This is a genomic window from Lysinibacillus sp. GW247-5R2A (assembly GCF_059424475.1).
In genome coordinates this window covers 137,556-157,218 of record NZ_JBWKZL010000010.1, presented here as the reverse complement: position 1 = coordinate 157,218, position 19,663 = coordinate 137,556, and the positions used below count along the sequence as shown (strand labels likewise).

General features: G+C 39.2%; 19 protein-coding genes, 1 pseudogene and 1 other annotated feature. Of the genes and pseudogenes, 4 read left to right on the top strand and 16 right to left on the bottom strand.

The annotated features are described in order from the left end of the window. Nucleotide 1: 1 nt before the first annotated feature. The 13 genes from AC07YC_RS16170 to AC07YC_RS16110 all read right to left on the bottom strand — a co-directional run bounded on the left by AC07YC_RS16170 (nucleotide 2) and on the right by AC07YC_RS16110 (nucleotide 13,952). Nucleotides 2-415: a Mini-ribonuclease 3 gene (locus tag AC07YC_RS16170; protein ID WP_012296087.1), complete on the bottom strand. Its 414-nt coding sequence runs from the start codon at nucleotides 413-415 to the stop codon at nucleotides 2-4. A 5-nt stretch (nucleotides 416-420) separates the two neighbouring features. After that, nucleotides 421-1,821 carry a cysteine--tRNA ligase gene (gene cysS, locus AC07YC_RS16165; protein ID WP_336636342.1) on the bottom strand — a complete coding sequence of 467 codons (1,401 nt, stop codon included), beginning with the start codon at nucleotides 1,819-1,821 and terminating at the stop codon, nucleotides 421-423. Next, complete coding sequence (gene epsC, locus AC07YC_RS16160) at nucleotides 1,818-2,468, bottom strand: serine O-acetyltransferase (RefSeq protein ID WP_336636341.1); 651 nt, start codon at nucleotides 2,466-2,468, stop codon at nucleotides 1,818-1,820. The genes cysS and epsC overlap by 4 nt, the downstream gene beginning before the upstream one ends. A gap of 189 nt (nucleotides 2,469-2,657) precedes the next feature. Continuing rightward, nucleotides 2,658-2,877 (bottom strand) — a binding site (T-box leader). 50 nt (nucleotides 2,878-2,927) lie between these two features. Continuing rightward, nucleotides 2,928-4,388, bottom strand: coding sequence for a glutamate--tRNA ligase (gene gltX, locus AC07YC_RS16155; RefSeq protein WP_494919879.1), 1,461 nt, complete (start codon nucleotides 4,386-4,388; stop codon nucleotides 2,928-2,930). Between the two features lie 88 nt (nucleotides 4,389-4,476). Continuing rightward, nucleotides 4,477-4,953, bottom strand: coding sequence for a 2-C-methyl-D-erythritol 2,4-cyclodiphosphate synthase (ispF, locus tag AC07YC_RS16150; RefSeq protein ID WP_008180601.1), 477 nt, complete (start codon nucleotides 4,951-4,953; stop codon nucleotides 4,477-4,479). Nucleotides 4,954-5,339: 386 nt separating this feature from the next. Then, the gene (gene ispD, locus AC07YC_RS16145; protein WP_494919878.1) at nucleotides 5,340-6,035 is read right to left on the bottom strand and encodes a 2-C-methyl-D-erythritol 4-phosphate cytidylyltransferase; all 696 of its coding nucleotides are present in this window, start codon (nucleotides 6,033-6,035) and stop codon (nucleotides 5,340-5,342) included. 11 nt (nucleotides 6,036-6,046) lie between these two features. Next, entirely contained in the window at nucleotides 6,047-7,132 is a 1,086-nt protein-coding gene (locus tag AC07YC_RS16140; protein WP_025116463.1) for a PIN/TRAM domain-containing protein, read from the bottom strand. A gap of 216 nt (nucleotides 7,133-7,348) precedes the next feature. Further along, the gene (radA, locus tag AC07YC_RS16135) at nucleotides 7,349-8,725 is read right to left on the bottom strand and encodes a DNA repair protein RadA (protein WP_008180607.1); all 1,377 of its coding nucleotides are present in this window, start codon (nucleotides 8,723-8,725) and stop codon (nucleotides 7,349-7,351) included. Nucleotides 8,726-8,816: 91 nt separating this feature from the next. After that, nucleotides 8,817-11,261, bottom strand: coding sequence for an ATP-dependent Clp protease ATP-binding subunit (locus AC07YC_RS16130; RefSeq protein WP_336636339.1), 2,445 nt, complete (start codon nucleotides 11,259-11,261; stop codon nucleotides 8,817-8,819). Then, nucleotides 11,251-12,360 (bottom strand): protein-arginine kinase McsB, encoded by a 1,110-nt coding sequence (gene mcsB, locus AC07YC_RS16125; protein ID WP_336636338.1) that lies wholly within the window; start codon nucleotides 12,358-12,360, stop codon nucleotides 11,251-11,253. Before mcsB ends, AC07YC_RS16130 begins: the two co-directional genes overlap by 11 nt. Next, entirely contained in the window at nucleotides 12,357-12,899 is a 543-nt protein-coding gene (locus AC07YC_RS16120; protein WP_336636337.1) for a UvrB/UvrC motif-containing protein, read from the bottom strand. The genes mcsB and AC07YC_RS16120 overlap by 4 nt, the downstream gene beginning before the upstream one ends. A gap of 13 nt (nucleotides 12,900-12,912) precedes the next feature. Continuing rightward, nucleotides 12,913-13,383: a CtsR family transcriptional regulator gene (locus AC07YC_RS16115; protein WP_336636336.1), complete on the bottom strand. Its 471-nt coding sequence runs from the start codon at nucleotides 13,381-13,383 to the stop codon at nucleotides 12,913-12,915. Between the two features lie 263 nt (nucleotides 13,384-13,646). Next, nucleotides 13,647-13,952 carry a DUF4870 domain-containing protein gene (locus tag AC07YC_RS16110; RefSeq protein WP_008180618.1) on the bottom strand — a complete coding sequence of 102 codons (306 nt, stop codon included), beginning with the start codon at nucleotides 13,950-13,952 and terminating at the stop codon, nucleotides 13,647-13,649. A 125-nt stretch (nucleotides 13,953-14,077) separates the two neighbouring features. Here AC07YC_RS16110 and AC07YC_RS16105 point away from each other — a divergent pair, with 125 nt between their 5' ends. Both AC07YC_RS16105 and corA read left to right on the top strand, forming a co-directional pair. After that, entirely contained in the window at nucleotides 14,078-14,761 is a 684-nt protein-coding gene (locus AC07YC_RS16105; protein ID WP_494919877.1) for a class I SAM-dependent methyltransferase, read from the top strand. 35 nt (nucleotides 14,762-14,796) lie between these two features. After that, entirely contained in the window at nucleotides 14,797-15,759 is a 963-nt protein-coding gene (gene corA / locus AC07YC_RS16100; protein WP_025116470.1) for a magnesium/cobalt transporter CorA, read from the top strand. A gap of 55 nt (nucleotides 15,760-15,814) precedes the next feature. Here the strand turns inward: corA and AC07YC_RS16095 are convergent, their stop codons facing one another. Next, nucleotides 15,815-16,024: a hypothetical protein gene (locus AC07YC_RS16095; protein WP_336636334.1), complete on the bottom strand. Its 210-nt coding sequence runs from the start codon at nucleotides 16,022-16,024 to the stop codon at nucleotides 15,815-15,817. A gap of 266 nt (nucleotides 16,025-16,290) precedes the next feature. Here AC07YC_RS16095 and AC07YC_RS16090 point away from each other — a divergent pair. Beyond that, nucleotides 16,291-16,851 (top strand): annotated as a pseudogene (locus AC07YC_RS16090) (protoglobin family protein); the annotation flags it as partial. After that, a complete protein-coding gene (locus tag AC07YC_RS16085) occupies nucleotides 16,834-17,616 on the top strand; it encodes a methyl-accepting chemotaxis protein (protein WP_369794269.1) in 783 nt (260 codons plus the stop codon). The pseudogene AC07YC_RS16090 and the gene AC07YC_RS16085, both read left to right, overlap by 18 nt. A gap of 46 nt (nucleotides 17,617-17,662) precedes the next feature. On the opposite strand, the gene AC07YC_RS16080 is transcribed toward AC07YC_RS16085, so the two are convergent. Next, nucleotides 17,663-18,142: an acyl-CoA thioesterase gene (locus AC07YC_RS16080; protein ID WP_025116473.1), complete on the bottom strand. Its 480-nt coding sequence runs from the start codon at nucleotides 18,140-18,142 to the stop codon at nucleotides 17,663-17,665. 68 nt (nucleotides 18,143-18,210) lie between these two features. Beyond that, a complete protein-coding gene (locus AC07YC_RS16075; protein ID WP_494919876.1) occupies nucleotides 18,211-19,638 on the bottom strand; it encodes an aldehyde dehydrogenase family protein in 1,428 nt (475 codons plus the stop codon). Between the last annotated feature and the right edge of the window lie 25 nt (nucleotides 19,639-19,663).

Sequence of the window (19,663 nt, the reverse complement as noted above, 5' to 3'; positions counted from 1 at the left end):
TCTACACTCCTTTCGATTCCTCGATGATTTGAATAGCATATGCAATGATTTCATAGACGCGTTCAAGTTCATTTAATAAATATAAACTACCAAGTACCGCCTCAAAGCCTGAGCTATTTCGATAAGTTTGAACATCTGTATTTTTTGGTACAGAGCCGGACTTGGCATTGCGTCCACGGCGGAACACTGCCAACTCCTCCTCTGTTAAATAATTCTCATCCATCATACGATGAACAATCATAGATTGTGCTTTTGCCGAAACGTAACGTGTTGCCTCTCGATGAAGTGTATTCGGTTTAACTCGACCTGAACGTAGTAAGTGTTCTCGTATCTTTTGCTCCAATACGGCGTCACCCATATAGGCTAACGCCAACGCATTTAATTGCTTAACATCTTCATTGCGAAGTTTATCCAACTTAATTACCCTCGTTTCCATCTAGTTCCTTGTCGCGTATCTTCTAAAATGATACCTTGGGCTTGCAAATGGTCACGAATCTCATCAGAACGAGCAAAATCACGATTTTTACGTGCCTCTACACGTTCTTGTAGTAATGCATCAATTTCTTCGTCTAATAATTCCTCTTCTTTTGCAAATTTAATACCTAAGACGTCACCTAGTACTTCAAAAGTTTCAATAAAAGTTTCTAGCACTTTCTTGCAAGTATTCGTTTCGTTTAAATAAATATTAGCAAGACGAGCTAACTCAAATAATACCGAAATTCCGTTAGCCGTATTAAAATCATCATCCATTGCCTCTTCAAATTGCGCTTTTTGTTCAGTAATTCTATTAAGCCACTCATCTGAGTGATCGCCTAAGCTTACCGTAGTCGTAAGGCGATGCTTTACATTGTTGTAGGCTGTACGAATGCGCTCTAAGCCAGCTGCAGCTGCCTCTACTAAATCCTTCGCAAAATTAATGGGATGGCGATAATGTACAGATAACATAAAGAAGCGTAGTACTTGTGGATCTATTTGTTTACGAATATCATTCACCAGAATAAAATTCCCAAGAGATTTAGACATCTTTTCATTATCAATATTAATATAACCATTATGCATCCAATAACGTGCAAATGTTTTATCATTATGAGCTTCTGATTGTGCAATTTCATTTTCATGGTGTGGGAAAGTTAAATCCTGTCCACCAGCGTGAATATCAATAGTATCTCCTAAATGTTCACGAGCCATTACTGAACATTCAATATGCCACCCAGGACGCCCATTGCCCCAAGGACTTTCCCAGAAAATTTCTCCTGGCTTCGCTGCCTTCCATAAAGCAAAATCCAATGCATCATCTTTTTTCTCGCCAGCTTCAATACGTGCACCAATTTTTAAATCATCCACTGATTGGTGTGATAATTTACCATAGCCATTAAACTTGCGTGTGCGGTAATATACATCACCAGCTGACTCATAAGCATAGCCTTTTTCAATTAAGATTTGGATAAACTGAATGATATCAGCCATATGCTCCGTAACGCGTGGGTGAACATCTGCCTTTTTGCATCCTAATGCCGTAACATCTTCAAAATAAGCAGCAATAAAGCGCTCTGTTAACTCATGCACTTCTTCACCAAGCTCATTGGCTGCCTTTATAATTTTATCGTCTACATCCGTAAAGTTGGATACAAACTTTACATCATAGCCTTTATATTGGAAATAGCGACGTACTGTGTCATAAACTATAACAGGACGTGAATTCCCGATATGGATATAGTTATAAACGGTAGGACCGCAGACATACATTTTCACTTTGCCTTCTTCTAGCGGCACGAAGGTTTCTTTTTGTCGTGATAATGAGTTGAAAATTTGAATACTCATTGTGTCTCTCTCTCCTTTTGTAAGCGTTCAATTTCTTGCTTTAATTCAATGATCTGCTTCTCAAAAGCTTGACAGCGATCTTCCACAGGATCAGGTATATTTTGATGATCTAGTTTTTTCTCTAGACGAACTCCATCCTTAATCACTATTTTACCAGGTATACCGACCACAGTGGCATTTGGCGGCACCTCTTTTAAAACAACTGATCCCGCACCAATTTTACTATTCTCGCCAACTGTAATAGAACCTAATACTTTAGCCCCTGTCGCTACAAGGACATTATCCTCTAATGTAGGGTGGCGTTTCCCCTTTTCTTTCCCTGTACCCCCTAGAGTTACACCTTGATATAAGGTAACATTATCACCAATTTCGCATGTCTCACCAATGACAACACCCATTCCATGGTCGATAAAAAAGCGGCGGCCAATTTTCGCGCCAGGATGAATTTCAATACCAGTAAAAAAGCGGCTTATTTGTGAAATGGCACGAGCCATGAAATAAAAACGATTTTTAAAGAACCAATGCGCAACTCGATGTGCCCATGTGGCATGCAAACCGGAATAGGTTAATATCACTTCAAAAACACTACGCGCAGCTGGATCATTCTCAAAAATGGTTTCCACATCTTCTTTCATCCTTTTAAACACAAAAACTCCCCCTTTTTATGTTGGTCTTGCTCAAATTCTTAGAAACACTTCACACAGAGCTGTCACTGTAGTCAATTTTCTGTAGAATTCTCTGCCTAAGATGATGTGGCACATTTGTTTGAAATGCCTCCCTCTTCATCCATGAATGAAGATAAAATAAAAAACGCCCCTATCATCCCTAAAAGGAATGACAGAGACGCTTGAATTTGCGTGGTTCCACTCTGATTGAAGGCAAAAAGCCTCCCACTCTGGACGTTCTTTAACGGGAACGAATCGATAAAGCCTACTATAGTTCAGCTTTATGCTCAAAGGTGCATTTCAGTTTTGCCTAGACTCAGACCACTTTCAGCCGGTGATGGTCCTCTCTTTAGAGCATGCGCCACTTACTTCTCCTTATCAACGCTTTACCAATGTAAATACATTTTACAACGAACATATCAATTGTCAATGAATTTCTATTTATTGCGCAAATTTTTCTACACGATCAATTGCTTTCTCTTTACCAATTAAGCAAATAGCATTTGGAAGCTCAGGTCCATGTGTTTCACCCGTTGTGACAACACGGATTGGCATAAATAAATTTTTACCTTTATGACCTGTTGTTTTCTGCACAGCTTTTATAGCTGCTTTTACTGCATCTGGCGTAAATTCTTCTAATTCTTCAAGCTGTGACTTGAATGCAGCCATTACCTCAGGTACTTGTTCTCCTGCTAAAACAGCTTTGGCTTCTTCATCATATTCAATATGGTCTTTAAAGAATAGGCTAGATAATTCAACAATCTCTGAACCAAAGCTCATTTGGTCATGGTAAAGCCCAATTAAATCCGTTGCCCATGCATGTTGCTCCACTGTAAGTTCCTCTGGTAAGAGTCCAGCTTTTTGTAAATGTGGTAAAGATAAAGCAACCACTTCTTCTAAAGATAGTTTTTTAATATATTGATTATTCATCCATGTCAATTTTTGTTTATCGAACATAGATGGTGATTTAGAAAGACGCTTTTCATCAAAGATTTTAATAAATTCTTCTTTAGAGAAAATTTCCTCTTCCCCTTCTGGAGACCAGCCAAGTAAAGCAAAGAAGTTGAACATTGCTTCTGGAAGATACCCCAAATCCTTATACTGAGTGACAAATTGAATAATGGATTCATCACGTTTTGATAGCTTTTTACGGTTTTCATTAATAATTAATGTCATATGACCGAAGCGTGGATACTCCCAACCAAATGCATCAAAAATCATCATTTGTTTTGGCGTATTAGATAAATGCTCTTCACCACGGAAAACATGAGAAATCTCCATGAAGTGATCATCTAGAACGACAGCATAGTTATACGTTGGAATTCCGTTTGCTTTAACAATTACCCAGTCGCCAATGTCTTTAGATTCAAATGTAACTTGTCCACGCACTAAATCTTCAAAATCGTACGTTACATTTTCTGGTACGCGCATACGAATTGTGTATGGCTCACCTGCTGCTTTTTTAGCAGCAACTTCCTCAGCAGATAGATGACGGCATGTACCATCATAAGTAGGAGCTGCTACACCTCTCGCTTTTTGTTCCTCACGAGATGCTTCCAGTTTTTCTGAAGAACAGAAGCATTTATAGGCTGCACCTTGCTCTAATAGCTTTTCAGCGTGCTCTTTATAAATATCAAGACGCTCCATTTGACGATAAGGCGCATAAGGTCCACCAATATCAATGGACTCATCATATTCAATACCTAACCATTTTAGGTTATCTAGCTGAGATGCTTCTCCACCCTCTACATTACGTTCAATATCCGTATCTTCAATACGTACAATGAATTTACCGTTATGATGTTTTGCATATAAATAATTGAATAATGCTGTACGTGCCCCACCGATATGTAAAAAACCTGTTGGAGATGGCGCGTAACGAACGCGAACTTCTTTCGTCATATTAAAAGCCTCCTAAATTTTCGATCAAAATTGACTTTGTTCATTTTACCACTCTGTAACTGGAAATAAAAGCGGAGTTCACTCACATTTATTTCTTCATCAAAAGAATCGTTGCCATCGCTGCTATACCTTCCTCACGACCAGTAAATCCTAGACGTTCAGTTGTAGTCGCTTTGACATTTACCTGTGATGGCTCAGCATGTAACAATTCTGCAATACGATTTTGCATTTGCTCAATATATGGTGCCATTTTTGGTCGTTGAGCCATAATTGTACAATCCACGTTCCCTAGAATATATCCTTTATCCTCAACAATTTTCCAAATGTATTCTAATAATTTCGCTGAATCCGCGTCCTTAAAAGCTGGATCTGTATCTGGAAAATGACGTCCAATATCTCCTTCTCCAATTGCTCCTAGCGCTGCATCTGTCACTGTGTGTAATAAAACATCTGCATCTGAATGTCCAACTAATCCCTTTTCATGTGGAATAGTAATACCACCGATAATTAATGGACGCCCTTCTTCAAATGCATGTACATCAAAACCTTGTCCAATTCGAAACATATGATAGAGAGACTACGTTAGCAATACATGTGGATTTTATTGCTCCTAGTTTGCTTTTAATGCAGTCTCATTCACCTTCCTTCACTGTTATCTATTTACTCACTATTATACCCTCACATTTTAACATATTTCCTAGGAAATTGAGCTGATAGCAAATAGTGAGCATTTTCTTGTACAGTTAGATCCATTACAACTTGCCACCTAGGTGTGATTGCTTTTAGTTTTTTCAAGCTAACAAATCATTATTCACATGGATGTCGCGGCCATTATTACAACAGGCATTTGAATGATAGCTAAAAAACAAGCATTTCCTCTTCGCCATTTCTTGCTATATCAATATAAAATCTCATTAGCAACTATCACTAATGAGATGTTTAAACTACTAACTATTCGTTTAGTTGCAATGACCGTTTTCGCAAAATAGCTTCTCCGAATAGTAAATCCTCTTGTGTCGTCATTTTTACATTTTCGTAGCTGCTTTCTACAATATGCACCGTGTGACCAAGACGCTCGACTAGCATCGCTTCATCGGTACCAAGAAAACCTACTTTTTCAGCAACATCCTCTGCCTCAACAATTAAATCAAACCGAAAGGCTTGCGGCGTTTGAATCATCCACAGGCTGTCACGATCTACCGTTTCCTCAATGACACCATTTCGAACTTTTTTCATTGTATCTTTCGCTCGGACACCTGCAATAGCTGCACCAAAGTTGTGGGCACTTTGCACAAGATTTGCAATAATATCATGTGTAATAAAAGGCCGTGCTGCATCATGAACAAGCACAATGTCTACCTGTTGCATTTCCTTCATACATGAATGTACAGAATGCTGTCGTTCAGCCCCACCGTCAGGTAAACCTTTGACTTTTGTAATACGATATTCATCGAGCAATTCTTGAATATAGATACGCTCCTCCGGTTTTACCGCTAGCCAAATACCTGTGCAAAAGGGATCTTGTTGAAAGACCTCTAACGTGTGTATCAGAATAGGCTTCTTTAAAAGTTTTAAAAATAATTTATTTTGTCCTGCCCCCATACGTTTACCGCTTCCTGCGGCAGGTAACACTACTTCATACTGCATTTTTTCACATCCTAATCGTCCTTCGGCTTCGCAAATATCATACGACCTGCTGACGTCTGCAATACACTCGTTACTGTTACTGTTATGGCCTGTCCTATATAGCTACGACCACCTTCCACAACAATCATCGTACCATCGTCTAAATAGGCGACCCCTTGATTATGCTCTTTCCCATCCTTAATGACTACCACCTGCATATCTTCACCTGGAATCACGACAGGTTTTACGGCATTCGCTAAGTCATTTATATTTAATACTTTCACATGATGTAGCTCACAGACTTTATTAAGGTTAAAATCATTTGTGACAATCTGAGTATCATTACCCATTTTTTTTGCCAGTCGTACAAGTTTTAAATCTACCTCTTGCACATCCTCAAAATCCTCATCTGTAATCTCTACATTCGTCTTACGTTCATCCTGTAACTTTCTTAATATATCTAAACCTCGACGACCTCTTGTACGCTTTAATGTATCTGAGGAATCGGCAATATGCTGAAGCTCTGTAAGGACAAACTGAGGCACCACTAGAACCCCTTCGATGAATCCTGTTTCAGAAATATCTGCGATACGACCATCAATAATGACACTTGTATCTAACAATTTGGAACTTCCTCGTACTTCTGGAATTTCAGCACCCTCAGCAGCTTTTTTCTTCGTATGATTACTACGTAAAGTAAAAAGCTGTATTAGTTCATCTCTTTTTCTAAAACCTAGACGGAAGCCTAAATATCCTAATACAAATGACAGGATAATAGGGAGCACCTCTGTAACAACGGGGAACTTTACACTATTAATAGCAAAGCCTAAGAAATACGCTACAATTAGCCCTATTATTAGGCCAAGCGTACCGAATAATAAATCTCCGACAGGGACCTTAAACAGGACCTCTTCCATCCAGCTAATGAGCTTCACAAAATAATCGGAAAACGCAAATGACAATGTAAACAGTAAAAGCGCTCCTAATGCTACTGATACGTAAGGATTATCAAGCCAAGGATTAGATGATAAATGAAGCAATTCGTATAATGGCGGTAAGAAAACAAGGCCCAACGCTCCTCCAATCAGTAAAAAGGCAATTTGAACAAATTTTTTCACAAGCTGTCACCTCCTATTGTTAGTTAAGATTATACATAGTTTACTGTAGAAAATCCTTTATCAGCCCATCAAATTATCATTATTTAATCTCTAATTTCCATCACACCTTCACCATGCATTAACTAGGACGCCTATCCCTTTACTTGAGTTTCCTCTTTTTCCGTTAAAAATGAAGGAAATGCATGTCAGAATAATATCCAACATGCATGTTTTTTTCTATAACTCTCTAAAGCAGGCATTTAATGCATCCTTGATCGTTTCTACCCCGATAATTTCAATCCCTTGCGGAAAATCCCATCCACCTATATTGGATGTAGGAATAAATACTCTTTTAAAACCAAGCTTCGCTGCTTCAATGACACGTTGCTCAATACGGGATACTCGACGCACCTCTCCTGTCAGACCTACCTCACCAACAAAGCAATCCGTTGCTCGCACAGCCTGATCCTTAAAGCTAGAAACGATGCTTGTCAGAACAGCTAAATCGATGGCGGGTTCGTCCAGTTTTACACCACCAGCAACTTTAATATATGCATCCTGTGCTTGTAGCATGAGACCCATACGCTTTTCAAGTACGGCCATCAGTAATTGCACTCTATTTTGATCTACCCCTGTTGCCATCCGCTTAGGGTAATTAAAGCTGGTAGGCGTTACGAGCGACTGAATTTCAACGAGAATTGGCCTTGTTCCCTCCATTGAGGCAACAATCGTGGAGCCCGCAGCTCCTTGTGAACGCTCCTGTAAAAACAGCTCAGATGGGTTCAAAACCTCTTTTAGCCCACCCTGTAGCATTTCGAATATAGCAATTTCATTTGTAGAGCCGAAGCGGTTCTTTTGACTTCGTAAAATACGATGATTATGATGTCTTTCCCCTTCAAAATACAGGACTGTATCCACCATATGCTCTAAAATACGTGGCCCTGCTATTTGCCCCTCTTTCGTAACATGCCCAACTAAGAAGATCGCAATTCCTTTTGTCTTAGCGATCCGCATAAGCTCCGCTGTACACTCACGGACCTGTGAGACACTACCTGGTGCACTTGTTACCTCTGGATGAAAGACCGTCTGTATGGAATCGACAATGACAAATTTCGGCTGTACTTCCTCAATCGTTTGATTCAAAAACTCAAGATTTGTTTCAGAATAAATATACAGCTCTTGTGAAATTACCCCCAAACGCTCCGCACGTAGCTTCGTTTGACGGATAGATTCCTCACCAGAAATATACAGCACACGATGGCCTTTATTAGAGAGCAAGGCTGAAACTTGTAGTAATAAAGTGGATTTCCCAATCCCTGGATCACCGCCTATTAATACTAGAGAGCCAGGCACGATACCACCGCCTAATACACGGTTCAGCTCGCCCATTTCTGTCGCTACACGAGACTCTTCACTAGCTTCCACCTGAATGATAGGGATTGCCTTTTGAGTAACAGTAGCAGAATGCTGGAAAGCCCCACGCGGTCCTTTCGCAATCACTTCTACTTCCTCCACCATCTTATTCCATTCCCCACACCCTGGACATCTTCCCATCCATTTTGCTGATTCATAGCCACAGCCTGAACATACAAATTTCGTTTTTTTCTTTGCCAACTTTCTTTCACCTCGAATATTTGTTCTTATATTAATTGTACAAAAAAAAAGACAGCTTGGCACTTAATGCCTCACTGTCTTTCGTTCGAAATTATTTAGAGATAGAAACGCCCTCTTTTTTCTTCACAATAAATTCATCGTTTACATAATCGATGACAACATGATTACCCTTCTCCACATTACCTTTTAGTAATTCTTCTGATAATCGGTCTTCCACTTGTTTTTGTAATGCTCGACGTAGTGGACGTGCACCGTATTGAGGGTCATAGCCCTCCTGTGCAATTTTTTCAAGCGCTGCATCGGTTAATTCTAGTGAAATATCTTGCTCTTTCAAACGTTTTGTTAGAGCATTCCCCATCATCGCAATGATTTCTTTCAAATGCTCTTTTTCTAATGCATGGAAGACAATCATTTCATCGATACGGTTTAAGAATTCTGGGCGGAATGCTTTTTTCAATTCTTCTAGCATCGTACTCTTCATATCTTTATGCTTAGAATCTGCGCCACCAACATTAAAACCAAGACTTTTTTGATATTTAAGTGCATCCGCACCAACATTTGAAGTCATAATGACTACTGTATTGCGGAAGTCTACTACACGACCTTTAGAGTCCGTTAAGCGTCCATCTTCAAGAACTTGCAGTAGAATATTGAAAACATCAGGGTGTGCTTTTTCAATTTCATCTAGTAATACGACAGAATATGGTTTACGACGGACTTTTTCAGTCAATTGACCACCATCGTCAAAGCCTACATAGCCTGGAGGCGAACCTACTAAACGAGAAGTCGAGTGTTTCTCCATATACTCAGACATATCGACACGAATCATAGCATCTTCGTCACCAAACATCACTTCAGCAAGTGCTCTTGCAAGCTCTGTTTTACCAACACCTGTAGGACCTAAGAAAATAAATGAACCGATTGGTCGTTTTGGATCTTTAAGGCCTGCTCTCGCACGACGGATCGCACGTGAAATAGCTTCTACCGCTTCGCCTTGCCCTACAACGCGTTTGTGTAGCTCTTCTTCAAGTTGTAATAATTTCGAAGATTCTTCAGAAGCAATTTTAGCTACAGGAATTCCTGTCCACATGGATACAACTGCTGCAACATCATCTACGGTCACTTTGGACTCGGCCTTGCCTTGCTCTTCTTTCCAATTCTTACGTGTAGCTTCAATCTCATCTTTAAGCTTTTGCTCAGTATCTCTAAGTGCTGCAGCCTTTTCAAATTCTTGACCTGATACAGCAGCATTCTTTTCAGAGCGAACATTTTCAAGCTTATCTTCAAGTGCCTTTAAGTTTGGTGGCACCGCGAATGAACGTAAGCGAACCTTTGAACCTGCTTCATCGATAAGGTCGATTGCTTTATCTGGTAAGAAGCGGTCTGAAATATATCGATCACCCATTTTTGCCGCTGCTTCAATTGCTTCATCTGTAATTTTCACTCGGTGATGTGCTTCATAGCGGTCACGTAAACCTTGAATAATGAGAATAGCTTCTTCCACCGTTGGTTCATCCACTTGGATCGGTTGGAAACGACGCTCTAATGCTGCATCTTTTTCAATATATTTACGATATTCATCAAGCGTTGTCGCACCTATACATTGAAGCTCCCCACGTGCTAAGGACGGTTTTAAAATATTTGATGCGTCAATTGCACCTTCTGCACCACCTGCACCGATTAAAGTATGCAATTCATCAATAAATAAAATGATATTGCCGGCTTGGCGAATTTCATCCATGACCTTTTTCAAACGGTCCTCAAATTCACCACGATATTTTGTACCTGCAACGACAGTTCCCATATCAAGCGTCATCACTCGTTTGTCTCGAAGAATTTCTGGTACTTCATTATGAATAATTTGCTGTGCTAACCCTTCAGCAATTGCTGTTTTACCAACACCTGGCTCACCAATTAGGACAGGGTTATTTTTTGTACGACGCGATAATACTTCGATAACACGTGTAATTTCCTTGCTTCGACCAATAACAGGATCTAACGTACCTTCACGGGCAATTTGCGTTAAATCACGGGCTAAACTATCTAATGTTGGGGTATTCGCCGCTTGTGCAGCTTGTTGACCAGACTGCGCGTTATCATTATTTCCTAATAATAATAAAACTTGCTGACGTGCTTTATTTAAGCCTACACCTGCATTATTTAAGACGCGAGCTGCTACACCTTCACCTTCACGTATAAGTGCTAATAGTAAATGCTCTGTACCGATATACGAATGACCTAATTTACGTGATTCGTCAACCGATAGTTCAATTACTTTTTTCGCTCGTGGCGTATAGTGAACTATTGGACCAACATCTTCTTTCCCTTTGCCGACTAATTCTTCAATACCAGCTTCAATCATTTGAGGACTAATATCAATAGCTTCTAACGCTTTTGCAGCAATACCGCCGCCTTCACGTATAAGCCCTAATAAAATGTGCTCTGTACCAATGGATTCGTGCTTCCAACGAATAGCCTCTTCCTGAGCAAGCTGTAATACTTTTTGCGCGCGTTGTGTAAAACGATTAAACATCATATAAATCCTCTCCTTTTTCCCCATTATTAGGCTTATTCGTGTGTGTTTGAAATAATGCCTCACGAAGCATTTCAGCTCGTACACGATCACGTACAGCAGGCGGTAATGCCTCACCTGCATAATGCTGTAAAAAACCTGGTTGCATACTGACGACACACTCATTTAAAGTTGTTGCGAGTATACCGTCAATCAACTGTAGGTCGACTCCTAAACGAACATTCGAAAGACAGGTAGCCGCTTCCTCACTCGTTAAAATTCTTGCATACGTAAGGGTACCTAAAGCTCGGTAAACTCGATCTTCTAAAGCCAGCTCGGCCTTTTCCATCAATCTACCTCTCGCATGCCGTTCTTTTTGTATAATTTTTTCAGCAACACTTTGTATATCTGCTAAAATATCTTCTTCTGTCTTTCCAAGTGTAATTTGGTTGGACACTTGATAAACATTTCCTAAATTTTCGCTTCCTTCACCATATATACCTCTTACGGTCATACCTAGACGTGTCATCGCATTTATAATTTGATTCATCTGTCCGGTTAACGTAAGAGCAGGTAAATGCATCATCACAGATGCTCGTAGCCCAGTACCAATATTCGTAGGACAGCTTGTTAAATAGCCAAACGTATCTCGAAAAGCATAAGGTAAGACCTTCTCTAGAATACGGTCAATCTTATTCGCTTGTTCATAGGCATTTTGAAGCTGGAAACTCGCTGTCATACATTGAATGCGTAAATGATCTTCTTCATTCACCATAATACTCACGGATTCATCTTGTGACAGAAGCACGGAGCCCACCTGCTCTTTTTTGGCAAGCTGCGGACTAATCAAATGCTTTTCTACAAGAATTTGACGTTGTAAAGGTGTTAGATCATTGATAGCAAAATATGCATAATCATTTTGAAGGGTTGGACTATCACTTATTGCATGTGTAACTGCCTGCTCCACCTGTAAAGCCTCGTTCTCTGAAAACGATAGTGGAAAACGATAGCCATCTAAATTTCGAGCAAGGCGAATTCGTGTACTAATGACAATATCAGAATAATCGTCTTCGATACCCATCCAAGTAGGTGTCGCACGCTCTAAAAATGATTCAATCATCAAGACACATCACCACCTTCAAATTGTAGCTGCTTCTCAAGCTCTTTGACTTCATCTCGAAGCCTTGCTGCCTCTTCGAATTGCTCTTCATCTACAGCAAACTTCATGCGTTTACGGATATCCTCTATTTGCTTTTTAATGACATACACATTGCTATGGGCACCTGGCATTTTCCCAATATGTTGGGGCCCTGCCTGTATGCGGTTAAAGAGCTTAGGCAAATGCTCACTAAAAGTGTCATAACAGCTTGGGCAACCAAATTTACCTTCTTTTAAAAATTGCTTATACGTAAATTCACATTGTGGGCATGTTTGCTGTTGTGGCTGTGTTTGTTGTTTTTCTCCTACCTTTTGCCATGTAGGTGAGCCAAACCAGTTTGATAATAACTGTTGTATGGAAACTGGCTCCTGTTTAAACTCTGCATGAAATGGATGGAATTGTGAGGCGCAGACGTCACAATAATGGTGCTCCACCTTTTGCCCATTTTGAACTTGTGTTACAGTAACTGTCGCATTACGTTGTTTACAATGTTCACATATCATTTCCATCACCTCACTATTTCTGTTGCTCATATTTTATAGTTGTCAGCATCGCCCGCAATATTCTTGCTCGAATTATATCTCTTAGAGGGAGATGTAAATCGATTGTTGAGCGATCAATTGCTGCTAACATTAATTTCGCTTCTCGCTTTGAAATTACCTGCTCATCGATAAGTCGATATACTAAATCTTCTGCCATTGTTTGCGATGCGCCACCTTCAATATGCCGGAGAACATCGTCGATTAGATCAATCTGTGAATTCGCGCGGACACGTAAAATTCGAATGTATCCACCACCACCTCGCTTGCTCTCCACAAGGTAACCTCGCTCGGCGGTAAATCTTGTATTAATGACATAATTTATTTGTGATGGTACACATTGAAATTTGTCTGCAATTTCACTACGTTTTATTTCAATATGCCCTTCTCCACCTAATTCAAGTACTTGCTTTAAGTAACCTTCTATGATGTCTGATATATTACGCATTTTAGGAATACACCTCGCTTGCTTCACTGACTTTGACTATCTTTGACTTTCTTTGAGTATATTATACAAAACGCTTGAAAATAATTGCAATGATTTCGCCTAGAGAAAAATGAAAAGGCTAAAAAACTATATTCAAGCGTAGAAAATAGCACTAATTAGTCGTTAACGAGCATATCTTTTTTCTTCCTACACCTAATGTACCCTTTTTATCCATAGAAAAAACGCAAGCATATGCAACTAGCATATACTTGCGTCTATAAAAATTATACCCAACGACCTACAATTGGATAACGCCAAGGCTCGTCAGTTAATGCTTTGACGATACCGATAATTGGTACTACAAATAGCATAATACCGAAAACAATTAAAAATGGAATGCCAATAATGAAAATGCTTAAGAATCCAGAAACAGCAAGTAAAATTGCCATGACAAGTTGGAAAAGAATGGCTTGAATAGAAATTGCCTTCACTTCCTCATCCGAACTAACTAAAAAGAAGATAATGGGAACTAACCATGGCGCAAAAAACGAACTTGCGTGTATGATTACTTTAGACCATTTACTCTCCATATATATCAACCCTTTCTTTATACGTTATCTATCGTTTTATGTACTACTATTTACGGAACTATACCCGTAATAGTTTCAATTTAAAGTGAGTTTTTTAAAAAATTTTTGAGAGGTCGTGATGAGAAATGGAATTCAACCACACATTAGCAAATGAATATGAAAAGGGGATTCGCCGTACTCTACCAAGCTATGATGCAATGCTTCGTTTAATACAAACTTTTTATCGTTCCACATTACATGAGCATGCGGATATATTGGTTATTGGTGCAGGCAGTGGCAATGAAATATTACAGCTAGCAGATGGAAGACCAAATTGGTCATTTACAGGTATTGATCCGTCAGAATCCATGCTTAATATAGCAAAGGAGCGTCTCCAATCTTTACCGAATGATCTGTCCTTCTATCAAGGAACATTGCTGGATACCCATCTACCTGCTATAAAATTTGATGCAGCTAGTTGTGTACTCGTCCTTCATTTTATTCAAAGCTATGAGGATAAGCTATCGACCTTAAAAGAAATTTGGAACCATTTACAACCTGGCGCACCGTTTGTCCTAGTTTCGAAATACGGTCAACCTGGTACTATTGAAACGGAACTGCAATTCGATTTATGGCGTTCCTATTGGCTTCAACATACCAAGCTTTCCGTAGCTGATGTTGCAGAAATGGAAAAATCCATCCGGGCCCTGTCCTTTATGCCCGAGGAAGCGATTTTAACATTATTACAAGAAGCAGGTTTTATAAAGCCTTCTCGATTTTTTGCCACTACTTTGTTTGGTGGATGGGTATGCTTTAAAGAAGAACAGTAAATATATTTTGTAGTAAATACTTTGAGGTGAAAGCTGTGATAAGCACCATTGGCATTACAAAAAAACAACAATTACTAAAAGATTTCCCTTTGGAATCCATACATCAACAAGAATTCGAATGGTACTGGGTCGATTTTAATTGCCCAACTGCAGAGGAAGAATCTTTGCTAGATTCATTTTTTCATTTTCACCCACTAGCTATTGAAGATTGCTTAATGCGATTACAACGACCTAAACTCGATTTTTATGACGATTTCCATTTTTTCGTCATCCATCGATTAAACGAGCTGACCTTAGCTGCAGAAGAGGTTAATATTTTTGCCTCAAATAAGTATATTGTGACATTCCATAAGAACCCAGTACCCGAAATTGAAAAGGTACAAAAGATGTTAGAAAGCCAGCCAAAAAACTGGGAACGTGGCACCGTCTACTTAACGTATCAAACCATTGATAAAATCGTTGATAGTTATTTTCCGCTTGTTTATAAAATTGAAGATCATTTAAATGCACTTGAAGGCGAGCTTACATACCAAAGCAATGTAAATGCCATGAAGATTGTCTTCGAATTTCGTAGTGATTTGCTCGATTTGCGGCGTGCCATTTTACCGATGCGAGACCTTTTATATCGAGTACTTAATTCTTACCGCTTTTCATTAAACAAATCTGAAAGAGCTTATTTTGGAGATATATACGACCATCTTCTAAAACTGACAGAAATGGTTGAATCAAATCGAGAGTTGACAGCAGATATGCGAGATAGCTATATGGCTATGAGCTCAAGCCGCATGAACGGCATAATGATGACTCTAACAATCGTCTCAACGATCTTCATTCCACTAACCTTTATTGCAGGTGTATATGGGATGAACTTTGATAATATGCCTGAGCTACATGGACGATACAGCTATTTTATTGTTCTCGGCATTATGATTATTGTTGTAATCGCTATGCTTACTATTTTTAAACATAAAGGCTGGTTTAAATTATTTAAGCCTTAATTCCCACAAAAAGCTGCTCGTTTAACAATCAAACGAGCAGCTTCATTTTTCACTTTTAGTAAGGACCTCGATCGTCAATTTTATTGTCACCCTGCTGTGGGAATAAAAAGTATGCTAAAACCCCTGACCCTAGAGCGGCGCAAATAGTAATTAATAGCTGTTCAATATCTGGAACTTCCGCATAGTAGTTTCGTAGCATATAAACGGAACCTATTGCAACAATGACCATGACTGGAATAACGAATTTAAAGCGTTTTTTCTCCATATAGTACCTCCTCCTATAATCTTTCACGTTCAATTTTTCTCTCCTTAAACAGTTCGTATTTTACAGGTTTCCCAAATTAAATTCAAATTTACTTCGCCTCACTAATCGGACTGCCAATAAAGTAAAAAAATAAAGAAATAACCAAATTTTTAACCAAATATTCAGCAAATAATAGTAAAATAGATTTAATACCAATTATTTATCAAATTTACAGACCTAACAAATTCAGAAGTGCATTTTACTCACAATTATTATGGATATTAAGAATGGAGCAAACAATAATGAGTTGGTTTTCAAAAAACAGCAGTTCCAGCTACTCAATTACATTAACACCTGAAAATTTTAAGGGCCATGTACAATTAGATGTTTTAAGTCATCCAAACCTTCAAAAGCAATTACAGCTTTTAAATTTAACCATTGAGGATTTAGCCATTATTAAGCAACTACAACCGTTAGCTAAGGATTTAATTCCTGCAATGGTGGAGCAATTTTATGCAGCCATTAGCTTGAGCCAAGATTTAGTAGACATTATTAATAGAACCTCGCATATAGATCGTTTAAAAGTTACGTTACATAAGCATTTAAGCGATATTTTTGAAAGTCATATTAATGACGCCTATATCGCTGAAAGAAAAGCCATTGCTGAAACCCATGTTCGAATTGGCTTACAATCAAAATGGTATATAGCATCCTTCCAATCTCTTACTTCTACGTTCACAAATTTTGTGAATGAAGTGGATATTTCAAAGCATGATGCCATTCGTGCAATTAACGCATTTTGCAAAATCATTAATTTTGAGCAACAGCTTGTGATCGAGGCATACGAAAAAGAGGAAGACCGTATTCGAACAGCCGCTGACCAAACGAAAAACGCCCTTGTTACGACAATTCAAAGTACAGCTGAGGAGCTTAATGCCATTAGTGAAGAGACAGCTGCATCTTTATTAGTCATTTCCTCGCAAACGGATGATATTGCAGAGGCAACCAAGCAGGGATTGAGCTTCGTTGCAGATACACAGGAGAAATCAAGACGTGGGCAACATCAGCTGAAAGAGCAAAATGATTTAATCCAAGTTATTTTACAAAGTGTCAACAGCCTTGAGGTAACTATGAATCAGTTACGTACGTCCTCTCAAAAAATTTCTGAGATAGTAGGACTTGTCACGGGCATTGCTGATCAAACAAATTTATTAGCTTTAAATGCGTCTATTGAAGCAGCTCGAGCAGGGGAACATGGCAAAGGCTTCGCGGTAGTAGCGGAGGAAGTACGAAAGCTTGCTGAAGAAACGAAAAATGCCGTGCAAAATGTGTCACATCTCATTAAAGAAACGGAAAGTAATATTACAACAATGGCAAATTCAGTTATTAATGTTGATCAAAAAATTCAACATAGCGTCAATACGCAAGAAAACTTATCTAAATCATTTAATGATATAGCTGATGCCGTATCTGGCATTCAACAACAGTATGTTCATACATCTAGAGACATTTCAGCCATTTCTAATTTAATTACCGAGTTATCACAAGGAGCTACACTTGTTTCCTCTTCTTCTGATTCACTTATTAATGTAGTTAATGAATTGAATATGTAATATAACAAAGGGAGCCCCACCGCTTTAGGTGAAGCTCCCTTTAACCTTAATGTGGCAATGCACGCTTTTGTTTACGATGCTCTCGTCTTGCAGGCCCTGTTTCAAATAAACGTTTTTCCTCATCTGTTTCAGGATAAATGGCAGGTACTGGTACCGGTTTTCCTTCTTCATTTACTGCAACCATTGTTACAAATGATTCTGTCGTTAATTTTTCCTCACCAGTCTCTATATTGCGGGAAACAACGCGAACATAAACCTCCATTGAAGAACGTCCTGTAGAGGAAACTATACTTTCAATTTCAAGAATATCTCCTACATGGGCAGCCGATAAAAAATCAACTGAGTCTATTGAAGCTGTGACTACAAGTCCCTTCGCATGTTTCATCGCTGTAATAGCAGCAATTTCATCAATATAAGCTAACACTCTTCCACCGAAAATGGAATTGTGATTGTTTGTGTCTGGAGGTAATACGAGACGTGATTGAACCGTACGTGATTGGCTCATGGGTACAGCATTGTTTGTCATATTCCTTGTAACTTCCCTTCATGTATGTTCTTTCGTCATCGTATCGTAGAAAAAGAGCATATGCAAATTTAGAACGATTTTTTCATCGTAATAAATTTCATGTCTGTCATTTCCTCAATGGCCCATTTAATTCCCTCTCGTCCATAGCCACTCATCTTCACACCACCATATGGCATATTATCTACACGGAATGTCGGAACATCATTTATAATGACAGCACCCGCCTGTAATTCATCGGCTGCATATAAGGCATCTGGTAATACATTCGTGTAAATACCTGCATTTAAGCCAAGGTCCGACTCATTGACAAGTCGAATTGCGTCATCTAATGTTTCATATGAAACAATTGAGACGATTGGCGCGAATGTTTCCTGACAAACAATTTTCATATCAGCCGTCACATTCGTCATAACAGTCGGCGTTAACGTCCGTTCCGTAAATACTCCTCCAGTTGCAATAACTGCTCCTTGTGCCTGTGCTTCTTCAATCCACTCTTTAATTCGTCCAACCTCATTCGGGTTGATCATAGCACTTACATCTGTGTTTTTATCTAAAGGATCTCCTACTACAAGCTTTTTAGTTTCCGCAACAAATGCCTCTGTAAATTCATCCATAATAGAAGAATGTACATAAATGCGTTGTAACGAAATACATACTTGTCCAGCAAAGTTAAAGGCACCGCTCACACAACGACTTATAATTTTAGTAAAAGGCGTCGATGGTTCGACAATAACAGCTGCATTAGAACCAAGCTCTAAAGTTACTTTACGTAAGCCAACTTTTTCTTTAATGCCTAATCCAACTTTACCACTGCCCGTAAACGTCACCTTTTTGACGTAAGGATGTGTAACCAAAGTATCGCTAAGCTCACCACCACTTCCAGTCACAATTTGCAACGCTCCATCTGGCAAACCTGCTTCACGGAAAATCTCTGCCATAACGAGAGAACTTAATGGTGTTTGAGTTGCTGGCTTTAAAACAACTGTATTACCTACTGCAAACGCCGGTCCTAATTTATGTGCCACTAAATTAAACGGAAAATTAAACGGTGTAATAGCAGAAATTACCCCCAATGGCTCTCTCTTTGTCCAGCCTATACGATCTCCTGCTCCAGGTGCCGCATCCATCGGTACAGTTTCGCCTTTTGGCTGTTTGGCACCCTCTGCTGCAAATTGATAGGTGGCAATGGTACGATCAATTTCCGCTAACCCTGCTGTCAAAGGCTTTCCTGCCTCTAATGCTAAAATCTCTGCAAATTCTTCTTTTCGTTGTCGCATTAAATCGACAACCTTATATAAAATTTCGGCACGCTCGTAGGCTGTCGTCTTTTTAAACGAAAGGAATGCTTGCTGTGCACCATCGATTGCTCGCTCCACATCTTGTATAGATGCCTTTGCCACTTGAGCAATTACCTCACCATTATATGGTGATTTTAGCTCATAGCTTTCCTTTGCATCTTGCCATTGACCGTTAATCCACAGTTTTGTTTCCTTCATCCTTCAAATGCACCTCCAATAATTG

Coding starts and splice junctions, on each gene's coding strand:
- ispF (WP_008180601.1), bottom strand. CDS start 4,953: ATGTTTCGAATTGGACAAGGTTTTGATGTACATGCATTTGAAGAAGGG.
- AC07YC_RS16105 (WP_494919877.1), top strand. CDS start 14,078: ATGGAATTCAACCACACATTAGCAAATGAATATGAAAAGGGGATTCGC.
- gltX (WP_494919879.1), bottom strand. CDS start 4,388: ATGACGAAAGAAGTTCGCGTTCGTTACGCGCCATCTCCAACAGGTTTT.
- cysS (WP_336636342.1), bottom strand. CDS start 1,821: ATGAGTATTCAAATTTTCAACTCATTATCACGACAAAAAGAAACCTTC.
- AC07YC_RS16120 (WP_336636337.1), bottom strand. CDS start 12,899: ATGATATGTGAACATTGTAAACAACGTAATGCGACAGTTACTGTAACA.
- AC07YC_RS16075 (WP_494919876.1), bottom strand. CDS start 19,638: ATGAAGGAAACAAAACTGTGGATTAACGGTCAATGGCAAGATGCAAAG.
- AC07YC_RS16095 (WP_336636334.1), bottom strand. CDS start 16,024: ATGGAGAAAAAACGCTTTAAATTCGTTATTCCAGTCATGGTCATTGTT.
- AC07YC_RS16115 (WP_336636336.1), bottom strand. CDS start 13,383: ATGCGTAATATATCAGACATCATAGAAGGTTACTTAAAGCAAGTACTT.
- AC07YC_RS16110 (WP_008180618.1), bottom strand. CDS start 13,952: ATGGAGAGTAAATGGTCTAAAGTAATCATACACGCAAGTTCGTTTTTT.
- AC07YC_RS16130 (WP_336636339.1), bottom strand. CDS start 11,261: ATGATGTTTAATCGTTTTACACAACGCGCGCAAAAAGTATTACAGCTT.
- ispD (WP_494919878.1), bottom strand. CDS start 6,035: ATGCAGTATGAAGTAGTGTTACCTGCCGCAGGAAGCGGTAAACGTATG.
- AC07YC_RS16080 (WP_025116473.1), bottom strand. CDS start 18,142: ATGACAAACAATGCTGTACCCATGAGCCAATCACGTACGGTTCAATCA.